The sequence below is a fragment of the Acidovorax sp. SUPP2825 genome (assembly GCF_030158995.1).
GTDB lineage: Bacteria > Pseudomonadota > Gammaproteobacteria > Burkholderiales > Burkholderiaceae_C > Paracidovorax.
Genome location: NZ_BQXK01000004.1, coordinates 279,468 through 296,624, shown reverse-complemented (window position 1 = coordinate 296,624; position 17,157 = coordinate 279,468). Strand labels below are relative to the sequence as shown.

Below are 17,157 nucleotides of genomic sequence, written 5' to 3'. Positions count from 1 at the left end.
CGGCTTCAGAAGCTTTCCCACTCTTCCTGGCTGCCTTTCGGAGGAAGTGCGCGCGGCACGGTTCGTGCCGGCGCGGGCCGTGATGCCGCCGCCCTGGCGTGGGGGAGGGCGCGGGCCGGCTGGCTGCGATGCACAGGCGCCTCGCGCGGGCGCATGAGCGGGGCATGCGCCTTGGCCGCAGCCGGCGGTGCCGAAGGCAGGGGCGCGGCTTCGTCGAGCTTGAAGACGCCCACGGCGGCCACCAGCTGCTTGACCTGCTGGTCGAGGCTGTCGGCCGCCGCCGCGGATTCTTCTACCAGGGCCGCGTTCTGCTGCGTCACCTGGTCGAGCTGCATCACGGCTTCGTTGATCTGGCTGATGCCCGAGGTCTGCTCCTGGGTCGCCGACGTGATCTCCTGGATCAGGTGGCTCACGCGCTGGACCTGCCCGACGATGTCCTCCATGGAGGTGCCCGCGGCATTGACGAGCTGGCTTCCGTTGGCCACCTTGTCCACGCTGTCGTTGATGAGCGTCTTGATCTCCTTGGCGGCTTCGGCGCTCTTTTGGGCGAGGCTGCGGACCTCGCTGGCCACCACCGCGAAACCGCGGCCCTGCTCGCCGGCCCGGGCCGCCTCGACGGCGGCATTCAGGGCCAGGATGTTGGTCTGGAACGCGATGCCGTCGATGACGCCGATGATGTCGGCGATCCGCTGGGACGAGTGGTTGATCTCCCCCATCATCGACACCACCTGCCCGACCACTTCGCCACCCTTTTGCGCGGCCTGGCTGGCGGACTGGGCCAGTTGCGCGGCCTGCTTGGCGGTGTCCGCGCTGCTCATCACCGTGCTGGTCAGCTCCTCCATGGAGGCGGCAGTCTCCTCCAGGTTGCTCGCCTGCTCTTCGGTGCGTTGCGACAGGTCGGCGTTGCCGGTGGCGATCTGGGTCGCGCCCACGGCGATGTTTCCGCTGCTGGCGCGCACCGTGCCGACCACCTCGCGCAGCGAGGTTTGCATGGTCTGCATGGCCGCCACCACGCTGCCCCGGGCGGCGCGGGAGGTGTCGATGGGGAAGGTCAGATTTCCCTGCGCGATGGCACCGGCCACCCGGGCCACATCGGCGGGCTCGCCGCCCAGTTGGCGCGTGAGCCCCCGCGTGAGCAGGACGCCGATCAGGATGCCCAGGATCACGCCGCCGATCGTGAGGCAGATGAGGATGAGGCGCACCTGGAGGTAGATCTCGGTCGTCTTGTCGTTCAGGCTCTTGGCATTGCTGCGCTTGCGTTCGACGATCTGTCCCAGCAGGTCGTCGGCCTTGTCGGCGAGCTGCCTGACTTCGTGGATTCTGGTCACCGAGGCGCGCGTGTTCGCCAATTCTTCCGTCTGCAGCAGCGCGAGGACGGATTGAATGCCATCGTCGTAGGCCTTGGCGGCTTTCTGGCTCTCGGTCACCAGGGCCTTGCCCTGTTCCGTCACGGAGAAGTTGCCTGTCTTGTTCAGCGATTCGTGCATCGCCTTCAAACGGGCCTGCACCGATTCCGTGTGGGTACGCCGCTCCTCCTGCGTCGATGCGAGCAGGGCATTGCGAATCGCCCGGCCTGCAGCGATGAGCTGGATATTGGCGTCCGCCGCATGGGACAGGCCGACCACCTCGCGCTCGTACATCAGGTCGGCCAGGTCATTGATCTCACTGGATCGCAGGATGCCGGTCGTACCGATCAACGCGCCGATCGCCGCGACTGCCAGAAAGCCAGCGGTCAGCTTGGTGCCGACCTTCATTCGTGTAAACCATTCCATTTTCGGAGTCCGTTGGGATTGTCAAAGACCAGCGATGGCGCTGGCGACGCATTGGATTGCCGCAGGAATGGCCCAGGCCTCGTGAGCACTGGGTGGAGGGGCGTTGATTCACGAGGCGCCGTGACGCGCCTCGTGCAAGCAAGGTCGAGAGCCGCTTTTGTCTTTTGTCGTTGTTGGAGCCGATGGCAGAGCCTTGCAGGGACACATCGCGGGACCGTGCCAATGCCTGCGTAACCAATAGTTTCAAATCCTATCATAAATGAAACCGATTGGTGTCATTAATGGCGATGCCTGTCAGCACGGTGCAACAAACGGAGGCGGTTGAAGTCCTGGTGCGCCCCGCACAGGCGCACGTGAAAGGCTGCAGCGGTTGCCGCGGCAGGTCGCAGGCGATCAGGTGGCGCGGCAGCCGGCCAGGAAAACCGCCACGGACCGGTGCATGAGATGCGCCTGTTCCTCGAGCGATCCGGGAGGCATCGCGAAGGCCGCCAGGTTCTGCGCCGGCGACGAGATCAGGCTGGCGAACACCTTCGCCAGGGTGGGCAGGTCATCCACCACCATGGCTTCGCTGGCGAACAGGGCCGCCAGATGCTGTGCCAGGAGCGCGAGGTATTGCTCGATCAATCCATGGACCAGCGGGGCCAGCTCCGGGTGCAGCGCGATGCCGTGGATGGCGAACCGAAGCCAGTTCTGCATGCCCGGGTGCAGCAGCGTGGCATTCATTTCCAGGCCGATCCGCACCAGCTTGTCCTGCAGGGCCAGGCCGGGCGCGAACTGGAAATCGAGCTGCAATGCGGGCAGCGCGGCGGTCGCCAGCACCTCGCGCAACAGGTTTTCCTTCGACTCGAACCGGGTGTAGATGGTCCGCTTCGTCACGCCTGCCGCGGTGGCGATGGCTTCCATGCTGGTGCCCGCGTAGCCGTGCTCCAGCATGAGGGCGGACGCGACATCGACAATGATCTGGCGCAGTTCCTGCGCGCGCTGGACGCTGGGGCGTCCGAGGGGGGAGCGGCCGACTGACGGGGCGCGACCTTCGGTGGGGGGCATGGTGGCGGGTCGTGTCTGTCGCTGTGGGGCACGAATGCTACGCCCGCGCCGCCCATGCCGCCTGGGGAACTGCCTCTAAACGGAGATGCAATGGCGAACCGGCGGCGCGCCCGGTGGGCTCGCGCGTGCGCATCAGCCCCGGGAATCAGCCCCGCGTGCCGTCCCGCGCCGGCAGCGGCGCCAGCGAGTCGCGCAGGCGATCGTGCGTGCGGGGGGCCTGCGAATCGAGCGCCTGCTCCACATGCCCGATGTGCGCCAGCATGCGCTCGCGCGCCAGGGCCGTGTCACCGCGCTCGAGGGCCTCGACGATGGCGGCGTGCTCGGCGCACGACTGGCTGGCCTCGTGGCGCGACTGGTAGAGCGAGGCGGCCAGCGTGGTGCGCGCGGTGAGGTCGCGCAGGATGCCGCTCAGGCTGCGGTGGCCCAGCGCTTCGGCCAGGCACACGTGGAAGTCGGCCAGCAGAAAAGCCCGGGTGGCGGCATCCGCATCGTCGATGGCCTGCTGCTCCTGCGCGATGTGCTGGCGCAGCCGGCGCACCACCGCCTGCAGCGGCCGCCCGGCTTCGGCCAGGATGCCGGATTCCACGATGCGCCGCGCCGAGAAGGCATCGCGGGCGTCTTCCACCGAAGGCTCCACCACGTACCAGCCCCGGCGTGGCCTCACCTCGACGAAGCCACGTGCCTGCAGTTGCATGAGCGCTTCGCGCACCAGGGTGCGGCTCACGCCGAACAGGGTGGCCAGCGCCTGCTCGCCCAGCCGCTCGCCGGGGGCGAGCTTTTGCGCCAGGATGGATTCCACCACCTGCTGGGCGATCTGGGTCTGGCTGCTGGCACCGTTCATGGTGGGCAAGGGGCGGTGCCGGCCGTCGCTTTTCAGCGCGGCAGGGCGAGGGGCGTCGCGCCGCCGTGGCCTGCGGCGCCGTGCTTGTCCAGCGTGAAGCCGGCCACGGTGCGCGAGAGGTTGTGCGCCTGCTCGTTGAGCACGCCCGAGGCGGCGGTGGACTCCTCGACCAGCGCGGCGTTCTGCTGCGTGGCGCGGTCCATCTCGGCGACGGCCTGGTTGATCTGGCCGATGCCGGCGCTCTGCTCGGTCATCGAGCTGTTGATCTCGCCGATGATCTGCGTGACGCGCTGGATGCTGTCCACGATCTCGCCCATGGTCTCGCCCGCCGCGCGCACGCGCTGGGTGCCGGTCGTCACGCTCACACCCGAGGCGTCGATAAGCGTCTTGATCTCCTTGGCCGCCGTGGCGCTGCGGTGCGCCAGGCTGCGCACCTCGCTCGCCACCACGGCGAAGCCCCGGCCGTTCTCGCCGGCACGGGCGGCTTCCACGGCCGCGTTCAGGGCGAGGATGTTGGTCTGGAAGGCGATGGAGTCGATCACGCCGATGATCTCGCCGATCTTGGATGAGGCCTTGGAGATCTCGTCCATGGTGCTGACCGCGCTGGCCACCACTTCGCCGCCCTTGCTGGCCGACGCGCTGGCCGAGGTGGCCAGGCGCGTGGCCTGCGCCGCCGCATCGGCGGACTGCTTGACGGTGACGGTGAGCTGCGACAGCGAGGCCGAGGTTTCCTGCAGGTTGCTGGCCGAGGTCTCGGTGCGGTTGGACAGGTCGTGGTTGCCGGCCTTGATTTCGTCGGTGGCCGTCTTCATCGATTCGACGCCGTGGCGCACGTCCTGCAGCACGGTGCTGATCTTGTCCACGAAGGCATTGAACGACGAGGCGATCTGGGCCACCTCGTCGCTGCCGGAGACGGGCAGGCGGTGCGTCAGGTCGCCGCCGCCGGAGCCGATCTCGTCCATGGCGTCGCGCACCTCCGACAGGCGGCGGAACGACTTGGCGGTGAGCATCGCGCCCACCGCAGCCGCCAGCACGGCCAGCAGCACGATGGCCACGGCCAGCGTCTGCAGCACGCTGCGCAGGCCGGTGGTGGCCTCGGCCTTGTCCAGGGCGACGATCAGCGACCAGTCGGTGCCCTGCACCGGGCGGGCCTTGAGCAGCTTGGCGCTGCCGTTGAGCTCCACCTCCATCGGCCGCGTCGCGCTTGCGAGCGAGGCCATGGCGGCGGGGGTGAGCAGGGGCGAGAGTTCGGTCACCGGCTTGAGGCTGAGCTTGGCGTCCGCGTGGGCCAGGATCTGGCCGTCGCTGTTCACCACGAAGCCCAGGCTGCTCGGCGTGGGGCGGATGGCGGCGACCACCTCGCGCACGCCCTCCAGCGGCACCGCACCGTTGACCACGCCCTGCAGCGCGCCGTTGCGCAGCAGCGGCGCGACGAAGGCCACATAAGGCACGCCGGTGGTGGAGTCGCCGTAGGGTTTGGTGACCGCCAGCTTGCCGGCCTGCACTGCCGCTTTGTACCAGGGGCGGGCCGTCGGGTCATAGCCCGCAGGGGTCTGCGTGGTGGACTTGAAGGTCTTGTCCTCCCAGCCCACGGTGGTGATGGGAAAACCGTTGGCCTTGCCCATCAGGGCCACGTAGCCCTGCGGATCGCCCTGTTCCACGACCGCAGCGGTGGCGTTCACGGCGGCCGCCTTGGCGGACACCCACTGGTCGATGGCCATCGTGTTGCCCGCCGTGATGGCGTTCAGGTCCTGCTCGATGGTCTCGAACGTGTTGGTGCGGGTGATGGAGTAGGTGGCGGCACCGGTCACCGCCAGGGCACAGACGACGGTGGCGGTGCTGATGACGAGGATTTTGGAGCGCAGAGACTGGATCATGGCGGCCTCGGAAAAGGAAGTCCTGCATTACACCGTAATTGCGTTACCAGTGCTTACAGTATCCTGGAATGTGTGTGGAAGCCGCACTACACGTCCGTGGGCGCATCCAGCGTCTTGCCATCCAGCACGGCATGTGCTCGGGTCCGGTCGATGTCGCCTTCCCACGAGGCGATGGCCACGGTGGCCACGCAGTTGCCGATCAGGTTGCCCACCGCGCGGGCGATGCCCATGAACCAGTCCACCGACAGCACCAGCACCAGGCCGATCGCGGGAATGGCCGGAATCGCATGCAGCGTGGCCGCCAGCACCACGATGGCCGAGCCCGGCACCCCGTGCGCGCCCTTGGACGTCACCAGCGAGATCGCCAGGATCGTCAGCAGGTCCGCCATGGAAATCGGCGTGTTCGTGGCCTGCGCGATGAACACCGCCGCCAGGGTGATGTAGATCGAGAACGCGTCCAGGTTGAACGAATAGCCTGTGGGAATCACCAGGCCCACGGTCGAGTCGCGGATGCCCATGTGCTTGAGCTTGGCCATGACCTGCGGCAGCACGCTGTCGGACGACGTGGTGGCGAACACCACGGCCAGCTCCTCGCGCAGGTAGCGCAGCAGCTTGAACAGGCTGAAGCCCGAAAACCGCATGATCAGCCCCAACACCACGACCACGAAGATAAACACCGCGGCATAGAACAGTGCGACCAGCAGGCCCAGCTGCTTGAGCGAGCCGATGCCGTACTTGCCCACCGTGAAGGCGATGGCCCCCAGCACGCCCAGGGGCGCGAGCTGGATGATCAGGCCCATCGCCTTGAACAGCACGGCGGAAAAGTCATCGATGAGCGAGACCACCCGGGCGCCGCGCTCGCCCACCAGCGACAGCGCACAGCCGAACACGATGGAAAACAGCAGCACCTGCAGCACGTCGCCCGTGGAGAACGCGCTGATCGCCGTGTTGGGAATCAGCTTGAGCAAAAAGTCGCTGAAGCCGCCGCCCGCCAGCTTGTTGGCGTTGTCGGCATAGGCGCCCATGGCCGAGGCGTCCAGCGCCCGCGGGTCCACGTTCATGCCGACCCCCGGCTCGAACACGAAGGCCAGCACCAGGCCCAGGACCAGCGCGATGCTGGTGACCACCTCGAAATAGATCAGCGACTTGATCCCCACGCGGCCCACCCGCTTCAGATCCCCCGTGCCCGCGATGCCATGCACCACCACGCAGAACACGATGAGCGGGATCAGCATCTTGATGAGCTTGATGAAGCCGTCGCCCAAGGGCTTGAGCTGTACCGCCCACTGGGGCCACAGCAGACCGACGATGACGCCGGCGATCAGGGCCAGGACCACCCGGCCGAACAGGGAACGGAAGAAGCGTTGCATGGGATCTCCGGCAGTCATCACGTTGGTTTACCAAACTTGCATACAAGAAATGTAGACATTGAGCAGGGCCATTGGTTTGGGGGTTATCCCGCGTGTGGCGTGGCGGCACGGCGGTGGTGCTGCGGCTTGATCAGGAGCAAAGCTGGCTTGCGATTGGTAACTATTAATCAATGATTGAGGGGCCATTCGTCCTTCAAGCGCTTCTATCATCCGCGCCTGTCGAATGAAGATAGGAATAAAAACGGGAGGAATGACCATGAACGACATCGTGACGGTGCCGCAGGAGGCACTGCGCGCTGAACTGGCGCGCAAGATTGCGCCCAAGTACGCCACACGGCTTTTTCAGCTGCGTGACATTCCGGGTGTGATGCGTTCCCGGCTGGGGTGGCCGGTGGCGTCGAACTTGATGGAGCGGTGGTTCAACGGGGCGGCTTTCCAGATGACCGAGGGAGTCAAGGGCAGTCTGGAAGGCAGTCGCCTGAATAAATTGCCTGCTTCGCAGTTAGACGACAGCACCGTCACCATGGAATGGGCAATGGGTTTTGCACGTGTCAGGGCCGCAGTCCAAGAATTGCAAGCCAAATGGGCAAGCCCTGCTGGCATGCAGCAGTTGAAGATCCGAGTGGGCAGGGCGAGTCTGGGACAAAATCACAGTTGCTGGCGCTTCGGTAATTTGGCTCAATCGCCAGCAGTGTTGGACTCGACTTGCCAAGTCAATTATTTGGTTTTCGGAAAGTTGGGCGATCCGCTCAATGATTTATATGGGGCAATGGGCGAGGCGCAAATCAAGGTGGCTGTTTCAGGGGTGGTCACTCCACAAGGAGGCGGAAAAGCCGGTATCGAGGTGGATGAGTTGGCTTTTTATTTGCGTGATTCCTACGATTTCAACGACGGCAGATTCTTTATATCCCAACCCCTTGGCTGCTGGGGATTCAATGGAATGGAGTGTGGTCTTGGCACGAAAATGGGTGTGCCCATCGAACCGCAGACAGTGAACGAGTCACCTTCATCGGTCCAGAGTCGCAAGTACTTGGTTCAGAACGCGGACTTCAGAAGGTGGCGAGAGAGCAATAACAGAGGCGGAGATTTCATAGTTCTTTCCAACACGTTGCGCATCAAGCTTCCTTTTTCACAAAAATCGCATGGTGATTTTTATGCGCATTGCGTGGAAGCGTTTTAAGAAGCCGGTTTTTCTCCTGCTGTTGGTGGGTGTCTTGGTGGCCTTCTGGTACGCATTCACACCGAAGTTGTTTCATACATTGATCAGCCCGAGAAAAGTCTACCGTGTGGAATATTACGAGGCGTCCCCCATTCAAAGCTTGGTTCACTTCAGTTTCAAAATGCCGGCATTTGTTCGGCTGTATCGGAATCAACGGGAGACCTTGCTGGGAGAAAGCGACGTGGTGGAGCTTTGGATGAATGGATCGCTGAACTGGTGGTTCGATGATCCCGTCAATTCGGTGGTGATCGGCAATGACATCGTGTTCGAGAACATCGCGCCCGAATGCCGGGAATGTCCACGGTTGCCGGATGCAGTGTTGATGCCATGAACTGGCGCACTGCATATTCGGTGCCTGTAGGGGCTTTAGCCCCTTGAAGAAAACCCTGTGGATCGCGGCAGTGTTGTTACTGTCATGTGCCCTTTGGCATGCACTTTCCCCAAGATACGATCGCAGCCACTTCAGCCCTCGGCATGTTTATCGACTGGATTACTACGAAGCCTCATGGCTGCAGCGACTTGCGCACTGGGATATGCACTATCCGCATGTCATCCGCCTGTATCGCATCCAGCCGGAAACCCTGTTGGGCGAAAGCGAGGTGGTGGATCTCTGGCTCAACGGGGAGATTGACTGGTGGCTCAATCCACCAGTGAATGCGGTGCAGGTCGGGCGGGATGCGGTGTTCGAAAACATCCCGCCAGAATGCACCGACTGCCCCCGGTTGCCCGACTCCGCCGTCATGCCCTAACCGGCGAGCCGCCGTCCTCTCTTCAGCCCAGCAGGTCGTGCAGCGTCCGCGCCACCACCTTGGTCGCGCGCCGCAGGTCTTCCAGGTCCAGGCGTTCGTCGGCGCGCTTGGCGTGCGACTCCAGCACGGTGCGCGGGCCGGCGCCGTAGATCACGCCGGGAATGCCGGCCTCGCCGTACAGGCGCACGTCCGTGTACAGCGGCGTGCCCATGGCCGGGATCGGCTGGCCGAAGAGTGCCTCGCCGTGCTTTTGCAGCGCGGCCACCAGCGGGGCGTTGCCCGGCAGGGGCTGCATGGCATTGGCCAGCAGCAGGCGCTTGATGTCCACCGTGATGCCGGCGCAGCCCGCGGCCGCCTCGGCGATCACCTGGCGGATGGCGGCCTCGACCTCGGCGGGGTTTTCCTCGGGGATCATGCGGCGGTCGAGCTTGAACACGACCTTGCCCGGGACCACGTTGGTGTTGGTGCCGCCTTCGATGCGGCCCACGTTCAGGTAGGGGTGCTCGATGCCGGCCACCTTCGAGGTGATCTGCTGGTAGCGGGCGTTCTGCGCATAGAGGGCGTTCAGGATCGCGACCGCGCCCTGCAGCGCGTCCACGCCGGTGTGGGGAATGGCGGCATGGGCCATCTTGCCGTGCACGGTCACCTCCATCTGCAGGCAGCCGTTGTGCGCCGTGACGACCTCGTAGCTGAAGCCGGCGGCCAGCAGCAGATCGGGCCGGGTCAGGCCCTGGCGCAGCAGCCAGCCCGGGCCCAGTTCGCCGCCGAATTCTTCGTCGTAGGTGAAGTGCAGTTCCACCGCGCCCTTGGTCGGTTTCGCCACGGCCTCCAGGGCGCGAAGGGCGAAGGTGAAGCTGGCGAAATCGCTCTTGCTCACCGCGGTGGCGCGGCCGTAGATCTTGCCGTCCACGATCTCGCCGCCGTAGGGGTCGTGCGTCCAGCCTTCGCCGGGCGGCACCACGTCGCCGTGGGCATTGAGCGCCACGGTGCGGCCACCCGCGGCGGTGGCGCCCTCGCCATACGGCCGGCGCACGATGAGGTTGGTGATGGATTCCATGCCGTAGGCCTTGACCTCGGCCTCGGGCACGGGGTGGCGCTCGGCCTCGTAGCCGAAGGCCTGCAGCAGCTCGGCCGTGCGTTCGGCATGCGGGGCGTTGTTGCCGGGCGGCGTGTCGGTGGGCACGCGCACCAGCGCCTGCAGAAAGCGCACTTCTTCGTCGAAATGTTGGTCGATCCAGGCGTCCAGTGATTGGTAGGTGCTGCTCATGGGGTTTCGGTGGCCAGTTGGTTCAGAAGGTGGGAGAAGGCGTCGACGGCGAGCTGCATGTCGTCGCTTATCGTGCTTTCCAGGGGGTTGTGGCTGATGCCGCTGTTCAGGCCGCGCACGAACAGCATGGCCTGCGGCATGATTTCGTGCAGCTTCATGGCGTCGTGCCCGGCGCCGCTGGGCATGCGGTGCACCGGCACGCCCAGTGCGTCCACGGCGCGTTCCCAGCGCTGCTGCCACGCGGGTGCGCTGGGCGCGGCGGCGGCGCGCATGGTTTCTTCCAGCGTGTAGTGCAGGCCGCGCCGCGCGGCGATGGACTGCAGCGCGGCCAGCACGTCGGCCACCAGCGCATCGCGCTGGGGATCGGTGGGGGCGCGCAGGTCCAGGCTGAACTGGCAGCGGCCCGGCACCACGTTGATGGAGCCGCCGGGCACGTTCAGCAGGCCCATGGTGCCCACCGAGTCGCCGTCGCGCGCGGCACGCGCCTCCACCGCGAGGATGAGTTCGGCCACGGCGGCGGCCGCATCGCGGCGGCGGTCCATGGGCGTGGTGCCGGCGTGGCTCGCCATGCCGTGCATCTCGCCCACGAAGCGCACGCTGCCGTTGATGGAGGTGACCACGCCCAGGGGCAGGTCCAGTTCGTTGAGCACCGGGCCCTGCTCGATGTGCACCTCGACGAAGCCGAGGTAGCGGCCCGGGTCGCGCTGCAGCTTCGGAATGTCGTCGATGCACAGGCCGGCATGCTGCATGGCCTCGCGCAGGGTCACGCCATCGGCGTCCTTCTGGTCGAGCCACGCCGGGTCGAAGTCGCCGATGAGCGCGCCCGAGCCGAGGAACGTTGCCTTGTAGCGCTGGCCTTCCTCCTCCGAAAAGCCCACCACCTCGATGCCAAAGGGCAGGCGCCGGCCCTGGCGGTGCAGCTCGCGCACGCAGGCCATGGGCACGAAGATGCCCAGCCGGCCGTCGTACTTGCCGCCGTTGCGCACGGTGTCGTAGTGGCTGCCGGTCATGAGCAGGGGCGCATCGGGCGTGGCGCCGTGGTAGCGGCCCACCACGTTGCCCACCGCGTCCACGGCCACTTCGTCGAAGCCGCAGTCGCGCATCCAGTGGCTGATGCGCTGCGCGCAGGCGCGGTGCGCATCGGTCAGGTAGGTGACGGTGAGCTGGCCCTTCTCGGCAAAGCCCGGGTCGCTGTGCTGCGCAAGGGTTTCCTGCCAGTCCCATACGCCGTTGCCCAGCGTGGGCGCCACGCCGAACAGGTCGTTCAGGCGGATCTCGGCGATGCGGTGGATGTTGCGCAGCGCCTCGGCCAGCTCGAAGTCCGGTGGGTTGGTGAGCCGGCGCGCGAAGGTGTCGATGATGTCCTGCCGGGGCAGCCCCGTGCCGCGCGGGCCGCGCACCGCGAGGATGAACGGGAAGCCGAAGCGCACGTTGTACTCGGCGTTGAGCTGCTGGATGCGCGCGAACTCTTCGGGTGTGCACTGCGTGAGGCCGGCCGTGCCCTGCTCGCGGGCCGACTCGGCCGTGAGCGCGTTCGCCACCATGGCCTTGCCCGCCAGTTCCGGGTGGGCGCGCACCAGGGCCAGCTGCGCCTCGCGCGGTGCCTGGGCCAGCACGCGCACCATCGCGTGCTTGAACTGCGCGAGCGAGCGGAAGGGCCGCGCGGCGAGCGCCTGCGCGGCGATCCACGGCGAATGCTCGTACAGGCCGTCCAGCAGGCGCGCGGCCTCTTCGGGGGCGGCGGCATTCAGTTGTTCGAGGGTGAGGGGCATGGCGTTCACTCCGGGCAGGGATGGGTCTCGGCCCAGTGGCGTGCGATGTCGATGCGGCGGCACACCCACACGTGGTCGTGCCGCTGCACGTGGTCCAGGAAGCGCTGCAGCGCGGTGATGCGGCCCGGGCGCCCGAGCAGCCGGCAGTGCATGCCGATGCTCATCATCTTGGGGCGGTCGTCGCCGGCGGGGTCGCCCTCGGCGTACAGCGCATCGAACGTGTCCTTCATGTACTGGAAGAACGGGTCGGCGTGCGAGTAGCCCTGGGGCAGCGCGAAGCGCATGTCGTTGCAGTCGAGCGTGTAGGGCACGATGAGCTGCCGGGCCGTGCTGCCGTCGGTCCGGGCGACCTTCATCCAGAAGGGCAGGTCGTCGCCGTAGTAGTCGCTGTCGTAGGCGAAGCCGCCGTGGTCGGCCACCAGGCGGCGGGTGTTGGGGCTGTCGCGGCCGGTGTACCAGCCCGCGCCGTGCAGCGTGCCGGGTGCGCCGTGCCGCTGGCCCGTGAGCGCCTCGAAGATGGCCAGGGCCTCGGCCATGTGGGCGCGCTCCACGGCCTCGGGCACGTTCTGGTAGTGGATCCACTTGAGACCGTGGCAGGCGATCTCGTGGCCCAGTTCCATGAAGGCGGCGGTGACGTGGGGGTGGCGCTGCAAGGCCGTCGCCACGCCGAACACGGTGAGCGGCAGGCCGCGCTTTTCGAACTCGCGCAGCAGGCGCCACACGCCGGCGCGCGAGCCGTATTCGTAGATCCCCTCCATGCTGATGTGCCGGTCGGGGTAGCTGGCCGGGTTGAACATTTCCGACAGGAACTGCTCGCTGCCGGCATCGCCGTGCAGCACGGCGTTCTCGCCGCCTTCCTCGTAGTTCAGCACGAACTGCACGGCGATGCGGGCGTTGCCCGGCCAGCGCGCGTGCGGCGGATTGCGCCCGTAGCCCACGAGGTCGCGGGGGTAGGGCAGGGTGGCGTCGTAGATCGGGGCGGCGGTCATCGGGTCCTCACGAAAGAGCCATGGAGATGTCGTTGGGGGGCAGCTTGCGGTCGAACATCAGGCTGTCCTGCACATGCAGCAGATGCGCGTCCATCAGGCGCACGGCGCGCTCCTCGTCGCGCGCGGCCAGGGCCTTGACGATCTCGGCATGCTCGTCGTGCGAGTGCGCGGCCTCGTCGGCGCTCTGGTACATGAGCGTGATCAGCGCACAGCGCGAGATCAGCTCCTGCAGCATCTGTGCCAGCACCTGGTTGCCCATCAGCTCGGCCATGCGCACGTGGAAGTCGCCCAGCAGTTCGGTGCGGTCCTGCACGTCGGCGCCGTCCACGGCCGCCTTCTCGCGGGCCACGTGCTCGCGCAGGGCGCGGATGCGGGCGGGGGTGACCTCTCGCACGAAGGCGCGGGTCATCTCGGCCTCCAGCATGCGGCGGACGGCGAACACCTGCCGCGCCTCGTCGGCGGAGGGCGCGGCCACGAAGGCGCCGCGCGCGGGCGCCAGGTGCACCAGCCGCTTTTGCGACAGCTGGAACAGCGCCTGCCGCACCAGCGTGCGCGAGACGCCGAAATGGTCGGCCAGTTTCTGCTCCGCCAGCTTGGCGCCCGGCAGCAGCCGGTGCTCGACGATGGCCCGCGTCAGGTCGCCGACGATGGCACTGGTGGTGGAGGTTTCCATCGGCGCATGATAGCCGTGGCCCGGCAACGTGTATACAGTTTTGGTGGACGATGGGGTGCCTACCTGTTCGGCCAGAATCCGGGGATGACCACCCCCAAGACCCCTGCCGCCGCCGGCCTGCCGGCCTTGCCCGTGTCGCCGCCGGCCAGCCAGCCGGCCGCGTTCCTCCGCCATCTGTACGACGTGGCCGTGCATGCCGCGTTGCCGGCCCATGGCCTGGCTGCGCACCTGCCGCCGCCGCCGCGCGGGCGCACGCTGGTGCTCGGGGCGGGCAAGGCGGGCGGCTCGATGGTGCACGCGCTGGAGGCGCTGTGGCCGGCCGATGCGCCGCTGTCGGGCCTGGTCGTGACGCGCTACGGCCATGTGCCCGAGCGGCCGCCCGGGCTGCCGCAGCGCGTGGAGATCGTGGAGGCCGCGCACCCCGTGCCCGATGCGGCGGGCCTGGCGGCGGCCGGGCGCATGCTGGCGTTCACGCAGGGGCTCACGGCCGATGACCTGGTGCTGTGCCTGATCTCGGGTGGCGGCTCCGCACTGCTCACCCTGCCGGCCGAGGGCCTGACCCTGGCGGAAAAGCAGCGCATCCACCGCGCGCTGCTGGAGAGCGGCGCCGGCATCGCCGAGATGAATTGCGTGCGCAAGCACCTGTCGCGCATCAAGGGTGGCCGGCTGGCGGCCGCGTGCGCGCCGGCCCGCGTGGTCACCCTGGCCATCAGCGACGTGCCGGGCGACGACCCCGCCGTGATCGCCAGCGGCCCCACGGTGCCCGACGGCACGACCTGCGCCGAGGCGCTGGACATCCTGGCGCGCTACCGCATCGACCTGCCCGCGCCGGTGCATGCGGCGCTGCAGGCCGGCGCGCTGGAGACCCCCAAGCCCGGCGACGCGGCCTTCGCCGGCCACGCGGTCCACCTGATCGCCGCGCCGCAGCAGTCGCTGGAGGCTGCTGCTGCGGCGGCGCGCGCGGCCGGCATGGCGGCGTACATCCTGTCCGACGAGATGGAGGGCGAGTCGCGCGAGGTGGGCCGCGTGCATGCGGCGCTGGCGCGCTCGGTGGCGCAGCGCGGCCAGCCGTTCGCGCGCCCCTGCGTCATCCTGTCGGGCGGCGAGACCACGGTGACCGTGCGCCCGCGCGCCGAGGGCGTGCCCCGGGGCCGGGGCGGCCGGGCGGGGGAGTTCTGCCTGGGCCTGGCGCAGGCGCTGCAGGGGCAGCCGGGCGTGTGGGCGCTGGCGGCCGACACCGACGGCATCGACGGCGTGGAGGACAACGCCGGCGCGATCGTCACGCCCGACACCCTGGCACGGGCCCGTGCCGCCGACCTGGCCGTGGCCCGCCACCTGGACCGCAACGACGCCTACGGGTTCTTCTCGGCGCTGGGCGATCTGGTGGTCACCGGGCCCACGCACACCAATGTGAACGATTTCAGGGTGCTATTGATTCAATAGCGCAATGCCCTAGTGGAATATGCGCTGCAGGCCTTTTTTGCTTGAAACTTCTCCGGGCCCACGCCCCCATGAAAAAAGGCCGCGCCCCTTGCGGAGCACGGCCTGGGAGGGCAGGGAACGCCGCGGGTCAGTACCCCAGCGTCTCGCCGTCGGGATTGCGCGGGTCGGAGGCGCCGTACAGCAGCCCGTCGTGGAACTGGATGGTCTGCGTGCGGCCCATCGAAGGCTTCACGGCGATGTGGTGGCCGCGGGCCTGCAGTTGCGACAGGGTGTCGGTGCTGAGGCCCTTTTCCACGCGCAGCTCGTCGGGCGTCCACTGGTGGTGCACGCGCGGCACCGAGGCCGCCTCGGCCGGGTTCATGCCGAAGTCGATGGTGTTCACGATGGTCTGCAGCACCGTGGTGATGATGCGCGCGCCGCCGGGGCTGCCGGTCACGAGCATGGGCTTGCCGTCCTTGAGCACCATGGTGGGCGTCATCGACGACAGCGGGCGCTTGTTGGGCGCCACCGCGTTGGCATCGCCGCCGACCAGGCCGTAGGTATTGGCCACGCCGGGCTTGGCGGAGAAGTCGTCCATCTCGTTGTTCAGCAGGATGCCGGTGCCCTTGGCGACGATGCCGCTGCCGAAGTTGGTGTTGAGCGTGTAGGTCACCGCCACGGCGTTGCCCGCCTTGTCCACCACCGAGTAGTGGGTGGTCTGGTCGCTTTCATACGGCTGGGGCTGGCCGGGCTTGATGTCCTTGGCCTGGCGCGCCGTGGTGGGGCTGATGCCCTTGGCCAGCGACTGCGCGTAGGCCTTGGAGGTCAGGCCCTTGAGCGGGATCTTCACGAAGTCCGGATCGCCCAGGTATTCCGAGCGGTCGGCGTAGGCGAGCTTCATGCTCTCGGCCATGTAGTGGATCGTCTGCGCGCTGTTCTGCCCCCATTGCGACAGCGGCCACTGCTCCAGCATGTTCAGCATCTGCACCAGGTGCGCGCCGCCGGAGGACGGGGGCGGCATGGTCACGATCTGGTAACCGCGGTAGGTGCCGCGCACCGGCTCGCGCTCGACCACCTTGTAGGCCGCCAGGTCCTGCAGCGTGAGGGCGCCGGGGTGGGGCGCCATCTCGGCGGCGATGCGGCGCGCGATGGGGCCCTGGTAGAACGCCTTGGCACCCTGCTGGCTGATGAGCCGCAGCGACTGCGCCAGGTCCTTTTGCACCAGCCGGTCGCCGACCTTGAGCGGGCTGTCGCCGCGCCAGAAGATCTGGCGCGTCGCCGGCCATTTGCCCATGTTGGCCTTCTCCTGGTGCAGCGTCTTGGCCAGCGTGAGGCTGACGGGAAAGCCCTTGTCCGCCAGCGCGATGGCCGGGGCGATCACGCGCGACAGCGGCAGCGTGCCCCAGTTCTTGAGCGCATGCTCCATGCCCGCCACCGTGCCCGGCACGCCCACGGCGTAGGGCGTGTACAGGGACTTGCCGTCCACCACGTTGCCGCTGGCGTCGAGGTACATGTCGCGGGTGGCCTTTTGCGGCGCCACTTCGCGGAAGTCGAGCGCCACGTCCTTGCCGGTCTTGGCGTCGTGCACCATCATGAAACCGCCGCCACCCAGGTTGCCCGCATTGGGCAGCACCACGGCCAGCGCGAAACCGATGCCCACCGCGGCATCCACCGCATTGCCGCCGGCCTTGAGGATGTCCAGGCCCACGCGCGAGGCCAGTTCCTGCTCGGTGGAGACCATGCCGTTGCGCGCCACCACCGGGTGGAACACATCCATGTCGAAATCGTAGGAATTGCTGGCGGCGCGGGCCGCGGCCGTCTGCTGAACGGCCTGCGGCGCGGCGGCGGGCACTCCCTCGGCACTGCCGGGGCCGGCCGTGGGCACGTTGGTGCAGGCGGCCAGGCTGGCCAGGGCAAGGGCCAGGCTGCTGGCCAGCAGCGTGCGTTGGATGGGGTTCATGCTCTCTCCTCGTTATGAATCGGCGGACGCCCAGCGGCGGCGCCGTGGCGAGTGTAGAGAAGTTGCCTGCCGCTTCCCTGTGGCCGCGCCTGTTGGCGCACCTCCCATTTGCATTTGCGAACGTCTGCGTTGAAAAGTTGCACTTTGACAGGGAACTCTGGCCCTAGCATGTCAGCCGGTTTCCGCCAGGAAGAATGTT

General features: G+C 67.4%; 14 protein-coding genes. 4 read left to right on the top strand and 10 right to left on the bottom strand.

The features are described 5' to 3' along the window. Positions 1-5: 5 nt before the first annotated feature. The 5 genes from AVAK2825_RS07850 to AVAK2825_RS07830 all read right to left on the bottom strand — a co-directional run bounded on the left by AVAK2825_RS07850 (position 6) and on the right by AVAK2825_RS07830 (position 6,907). Positions 6-1,772, bottom strand: a complete 1,767-nt coding sequence (locus tag AVAK2825_RS07850) for a methyl-accepting chemotaxis protein (protein ID WP_284396273.1) — start codon at positions 1,770-1,772, stop codon at positions 6-8. A 393-nt stretch (positions 1,773-2,165) separates the two neighbouring features. After that, on the bottom strand, positions 2,166-2,819 hold the full coding sequence (locus tag AVAK2825_RS07845; protein ID WP_284396270.1) for a TetR/AcrR family transcriptional regulator: 654 nt from the start codon (positions 2,817-2,819) through the stop codon (positions 2,166-2,168). Positions 2,820-2,964: 145 nt separating this feature from the next. Beyond that, positions 2,965-3,660 carry a GntR family transcriptional regulator gene (locus tag AVAK2825_RS07840; protein ID WP_272567760.1) on the bottom strand — a complete coding sequence of 232 codons (696 nt, stop codon included), beginning with the start codon at positions 3,658-3,660 and terminating at the stop codon, positions 2,965-2,967. A 32-nt stretch (positions 3,661-3,692) separates the two neighbouring features. Next, the gene (locus AVAK2825_RS07835; protein ID WP_284396266.1) at positions 3,693-5,537 is read right to left on the bottom strand and encodes a methyl-accepting chemotaxis protein; all 1,845 of its coding nucleotides are present in this window, start codon (positions 5,535-5,537) and stop codon (positions 3,693-3,695) included. Between the two features lie 86 nt (positions 5,538-5,623). Continuing rightward, on the bottom strand, positions 5,624-6,907 hold the full coding sequence (locus tag AVAK2825_RS07830) for a C4-dicarboxylate transporter DctA (RefSeq protein ID WP_284396262.1): 1,284 nt from the start codon (positions 6,905-6,907) through the stop codon (positions 5,624-5,626). 256 nt (positions 6,908-7,163) lie between these two features. On the opposite strand from AVAK2825_RS07830, the gene AVAK2825_RS07825 reads away from it, so the two are divergent. Genes AVAK2825_RS07825 through AVAK2825_RS07815 form a run of 3 tightly spaced genes read left to right on the top strand, consistent with a single transcriptional unit; the run spans position 7,164 to position 8,875 of the window. Further along, positions 7,164-8,087 carry a DUF6402 family protein gene (locus AVAK2825_RS07825; protein WP_284396259.1) on the top strand — a complete coding sequence of 308 codons (924 nt, stop codon included), beginning with the start codon at positions 7,164-7,166 and terminating at the stop codon, positions 8,085-8,087. Next, the gene (locus AVAK2825_RS07820; RefSeq protein WP_284396256.1) at positions 8,050-8,457 is read left to right on the top strand and encodes a hypothetical protein; all 408 of its coding nucleotides are present in this window, start codon (positions 8,050-8,052) and stop codon (positions 8,455-8,457) included. The genes AVAK2825_RS07825 and AVAK2825_RS07820 overlap by 38 nt, the downstream gene beginning before the upstream one ends. Before the next feature lie 43 nt (positions 8,458-8,500). Next, entirely contained in the window at positions 8,501-8,875 is a 375-nt protein-coding gene (locus AVAK2825_RS07815) for a hypothetical protein (protein WP_502870506.1), read from the top strand. A gap of 22 nt (positions 8,876-8,897) precedes the next feature. Here the strand turns inward: AVAK2825_RS07815 and AVAK2825_RS07810 are convergent, their stop codons facing one another. Genes AVAK2825_RS07810 through AVAK2825_RS07795 form a run of 4 tightly spaced genes read right to left on the bottom strand, consistent with a single transcriptional unit; the run spans position 8,898 to position 13,576 of the window. Then, the gene (locus AVAK2825_RS07810; RefSeq protein WP_284396252.1) at positions 8,898-10,142 is read right to left on the bottom strand and encodes a M20 family metallopeptidase; all 1,245 of its coding nucleotides are present in this window, start codon (positions 10,140-10,142) and stop codon (positions 8,898-8,900) included. Next, complete coding sequence (uraD, locus tag AVAK2825_RS07805; protein WP_284396250.1) at positions 10,139-11,914, bottom strand: 2-oxo-4-hydroxy-4-carboxy-5-ureidoimidazoline decarboxylase; 1,776 nt, start codon at positions 11,912-11,914, stop codon at positions 10,139-10,141. Before uraD ends, AVAK2825_RS07810 begins: the two co-directional genes overlap by 4 nt. Positions 11,915-11,919: 5 nt before the next feature. Continuing rightward, positions 11,920-12,903, bottom strand: a complete 984-nt coding sequence (puuE, locus tag AVAK2825_RS07800; RefSeq protein ID WP_284396247.1) for an allantoinase PuuE — start codon at positions 12,901-12,903, stop codon at positions 11,920-11,922. A 7-nt stretch (positions 12,904-12,910) separates the two neighbouring features. After that, positions 12,911-13,576 carry a GntR family transcriptional regulator gene (locus AVAK2825_RS07795; protein ID WP_272567766.1) on the bottom strand — a complete coding sequence of 222 codons (666 nt, stop codon included), beginning with the start codon at positions 13,574-13,576 and terminating at the stop codon, positions 12,911-12,913. 84 nt (positions 13,577-13,660) lie between these two features. Here AVAK2825_RS07795 and AVAK2825_RS07790 point away from each other — a divergent pair, with 84 nt between their 5' ends. Then, positions 13,661-15,019: a glycerate kinase type-2 family protein gene (locus AVAK2825_RS07790; protein ID WP_284396240.1), complete on the top strand. Its 1,359-nt coding sequence runs from the start codon at positions 13,661-13,663 to the stop codon at positions 15,017-15,019. A gap of 127 nt (positions 15,020-15,146) precedes the next feature. Here the strand turns inward: AVAK2825_RS07790 and ggt are convergent, their stop codons facing one another. Next, on the bottom strand, positions 15,147-16,958 hold the full coding sequence (ggt, locus tag AVAK2825_RS07785) for a gamma-glutamyltransferase (RefSeq protein ID WP_284396236.1): 1,812 nt from the start codon (positions 16,956-16,958) through the stop codon (positions 15,147-15,149). Positions 16,959-17,157: the final 199 nt, after the last annotated feature.

What these genes read in the sequence shown, in the direction of transcription:
- uraD (WP_284396250.1), bottom strand. Translation starts at nt 11,914, where the DNA reads ATGCCCCTCACCCTCGAACAACTGAATGCCGCCGCCCCCGAAGAGGCC.
- AVAK2825_RS07820 (WP_284396256.1), top strand. Translation starts at nt 8,050, where the DNA reads ATGGTGATTTTTATGCGCATTGCGTGGAAGCGTTTTAAGAAGCCGGTT.
- AVAK2825_RS07845 (WP_284396270.1), bottom strand. Translation starts at nt 2,819, where the DNA reads ATGCCCCCCACCGAAGGTCGCGCCCCGTCAGTCGGCCGCTCCCCCCTC.
- AVAK2825_RS07825 (WP_284396259.1), top strand. Translation starts at nt 7,164, where the DNA reads ATGAACGACATCGTGACGGTGCCGCAGGAGGCACTGCGCGCTGAACTG.
- AVAK2825_RS07810 (WP_284396252.1), bottom strand. Translation starts at nt 10,142, where the DNA reads ATGAGCAGCACCTACCAATCACTGGACGCCTGGATCGACCAACATTTC.
- AVAK2825_RS07835 (WP_284396266.1), bottom strand. Translation starts at nt 5,537, where the DNA reads ATGATCCAGTCTCTGCGCTCCAAAATCCTCGTCATCAGCACCGCCACC.
- AVAK2825_RS07850 (WP_284396273.1), bottom strand. Translation starts at nt 1,772, where the DNA reads ATGGAATGGTTTACACGAATGAAGGTCGGCACCAAGCTGACCGCTGGC.
- AVAK2825_RS07790 (WP_284396240.1), top strand. Translation starts at nt 13,661, where the DNA reads ATGACCACCCCCAAGACCCCTGCCGCCGCCGGCCTGCCGGCCTTGCCC.
- AVAK2825_RS07795 (WP_272567766.1), bottom strand. Translation starts at nt 13,576, where the DNA reads ATGGAAACCTCCACCACCAGTGCCATCGTCGGCGACCTGACGCGGGCC.
- puuE (WP_284396247.1), bottom strand. Translation starts at nt 12,903, where the DNA reads ATGACCGCCGCCCCGATCTACGACGCCACCCTGCCCTACCCCCGCGAC.
- ggt (WP_284396236.1), bottom strand. Translation starts at nt 16,958, where the DNA reads ATGAACCCCATCCAACGCACGCTGCTGGCCAGCAGCCTGGCCCTTGCC.
- AVAK2825_RS07840 (WP_272567760.1), bottom strand. Translation starts at nt 3,660, where the DNA reads ATGAACGGTGCCAGCAGCCAGACCCAGATCGCCCAGCAGGTGGTGGAA.
- AVAK2825_RS07830 (WP_284396262.1), bottom strand. Translation starts at nt 6,907, where the DNA reads ATGCAACGCTTCTTCCGTTCCCTGTTCGGCCGGGTGGTCCTGGCCCTG.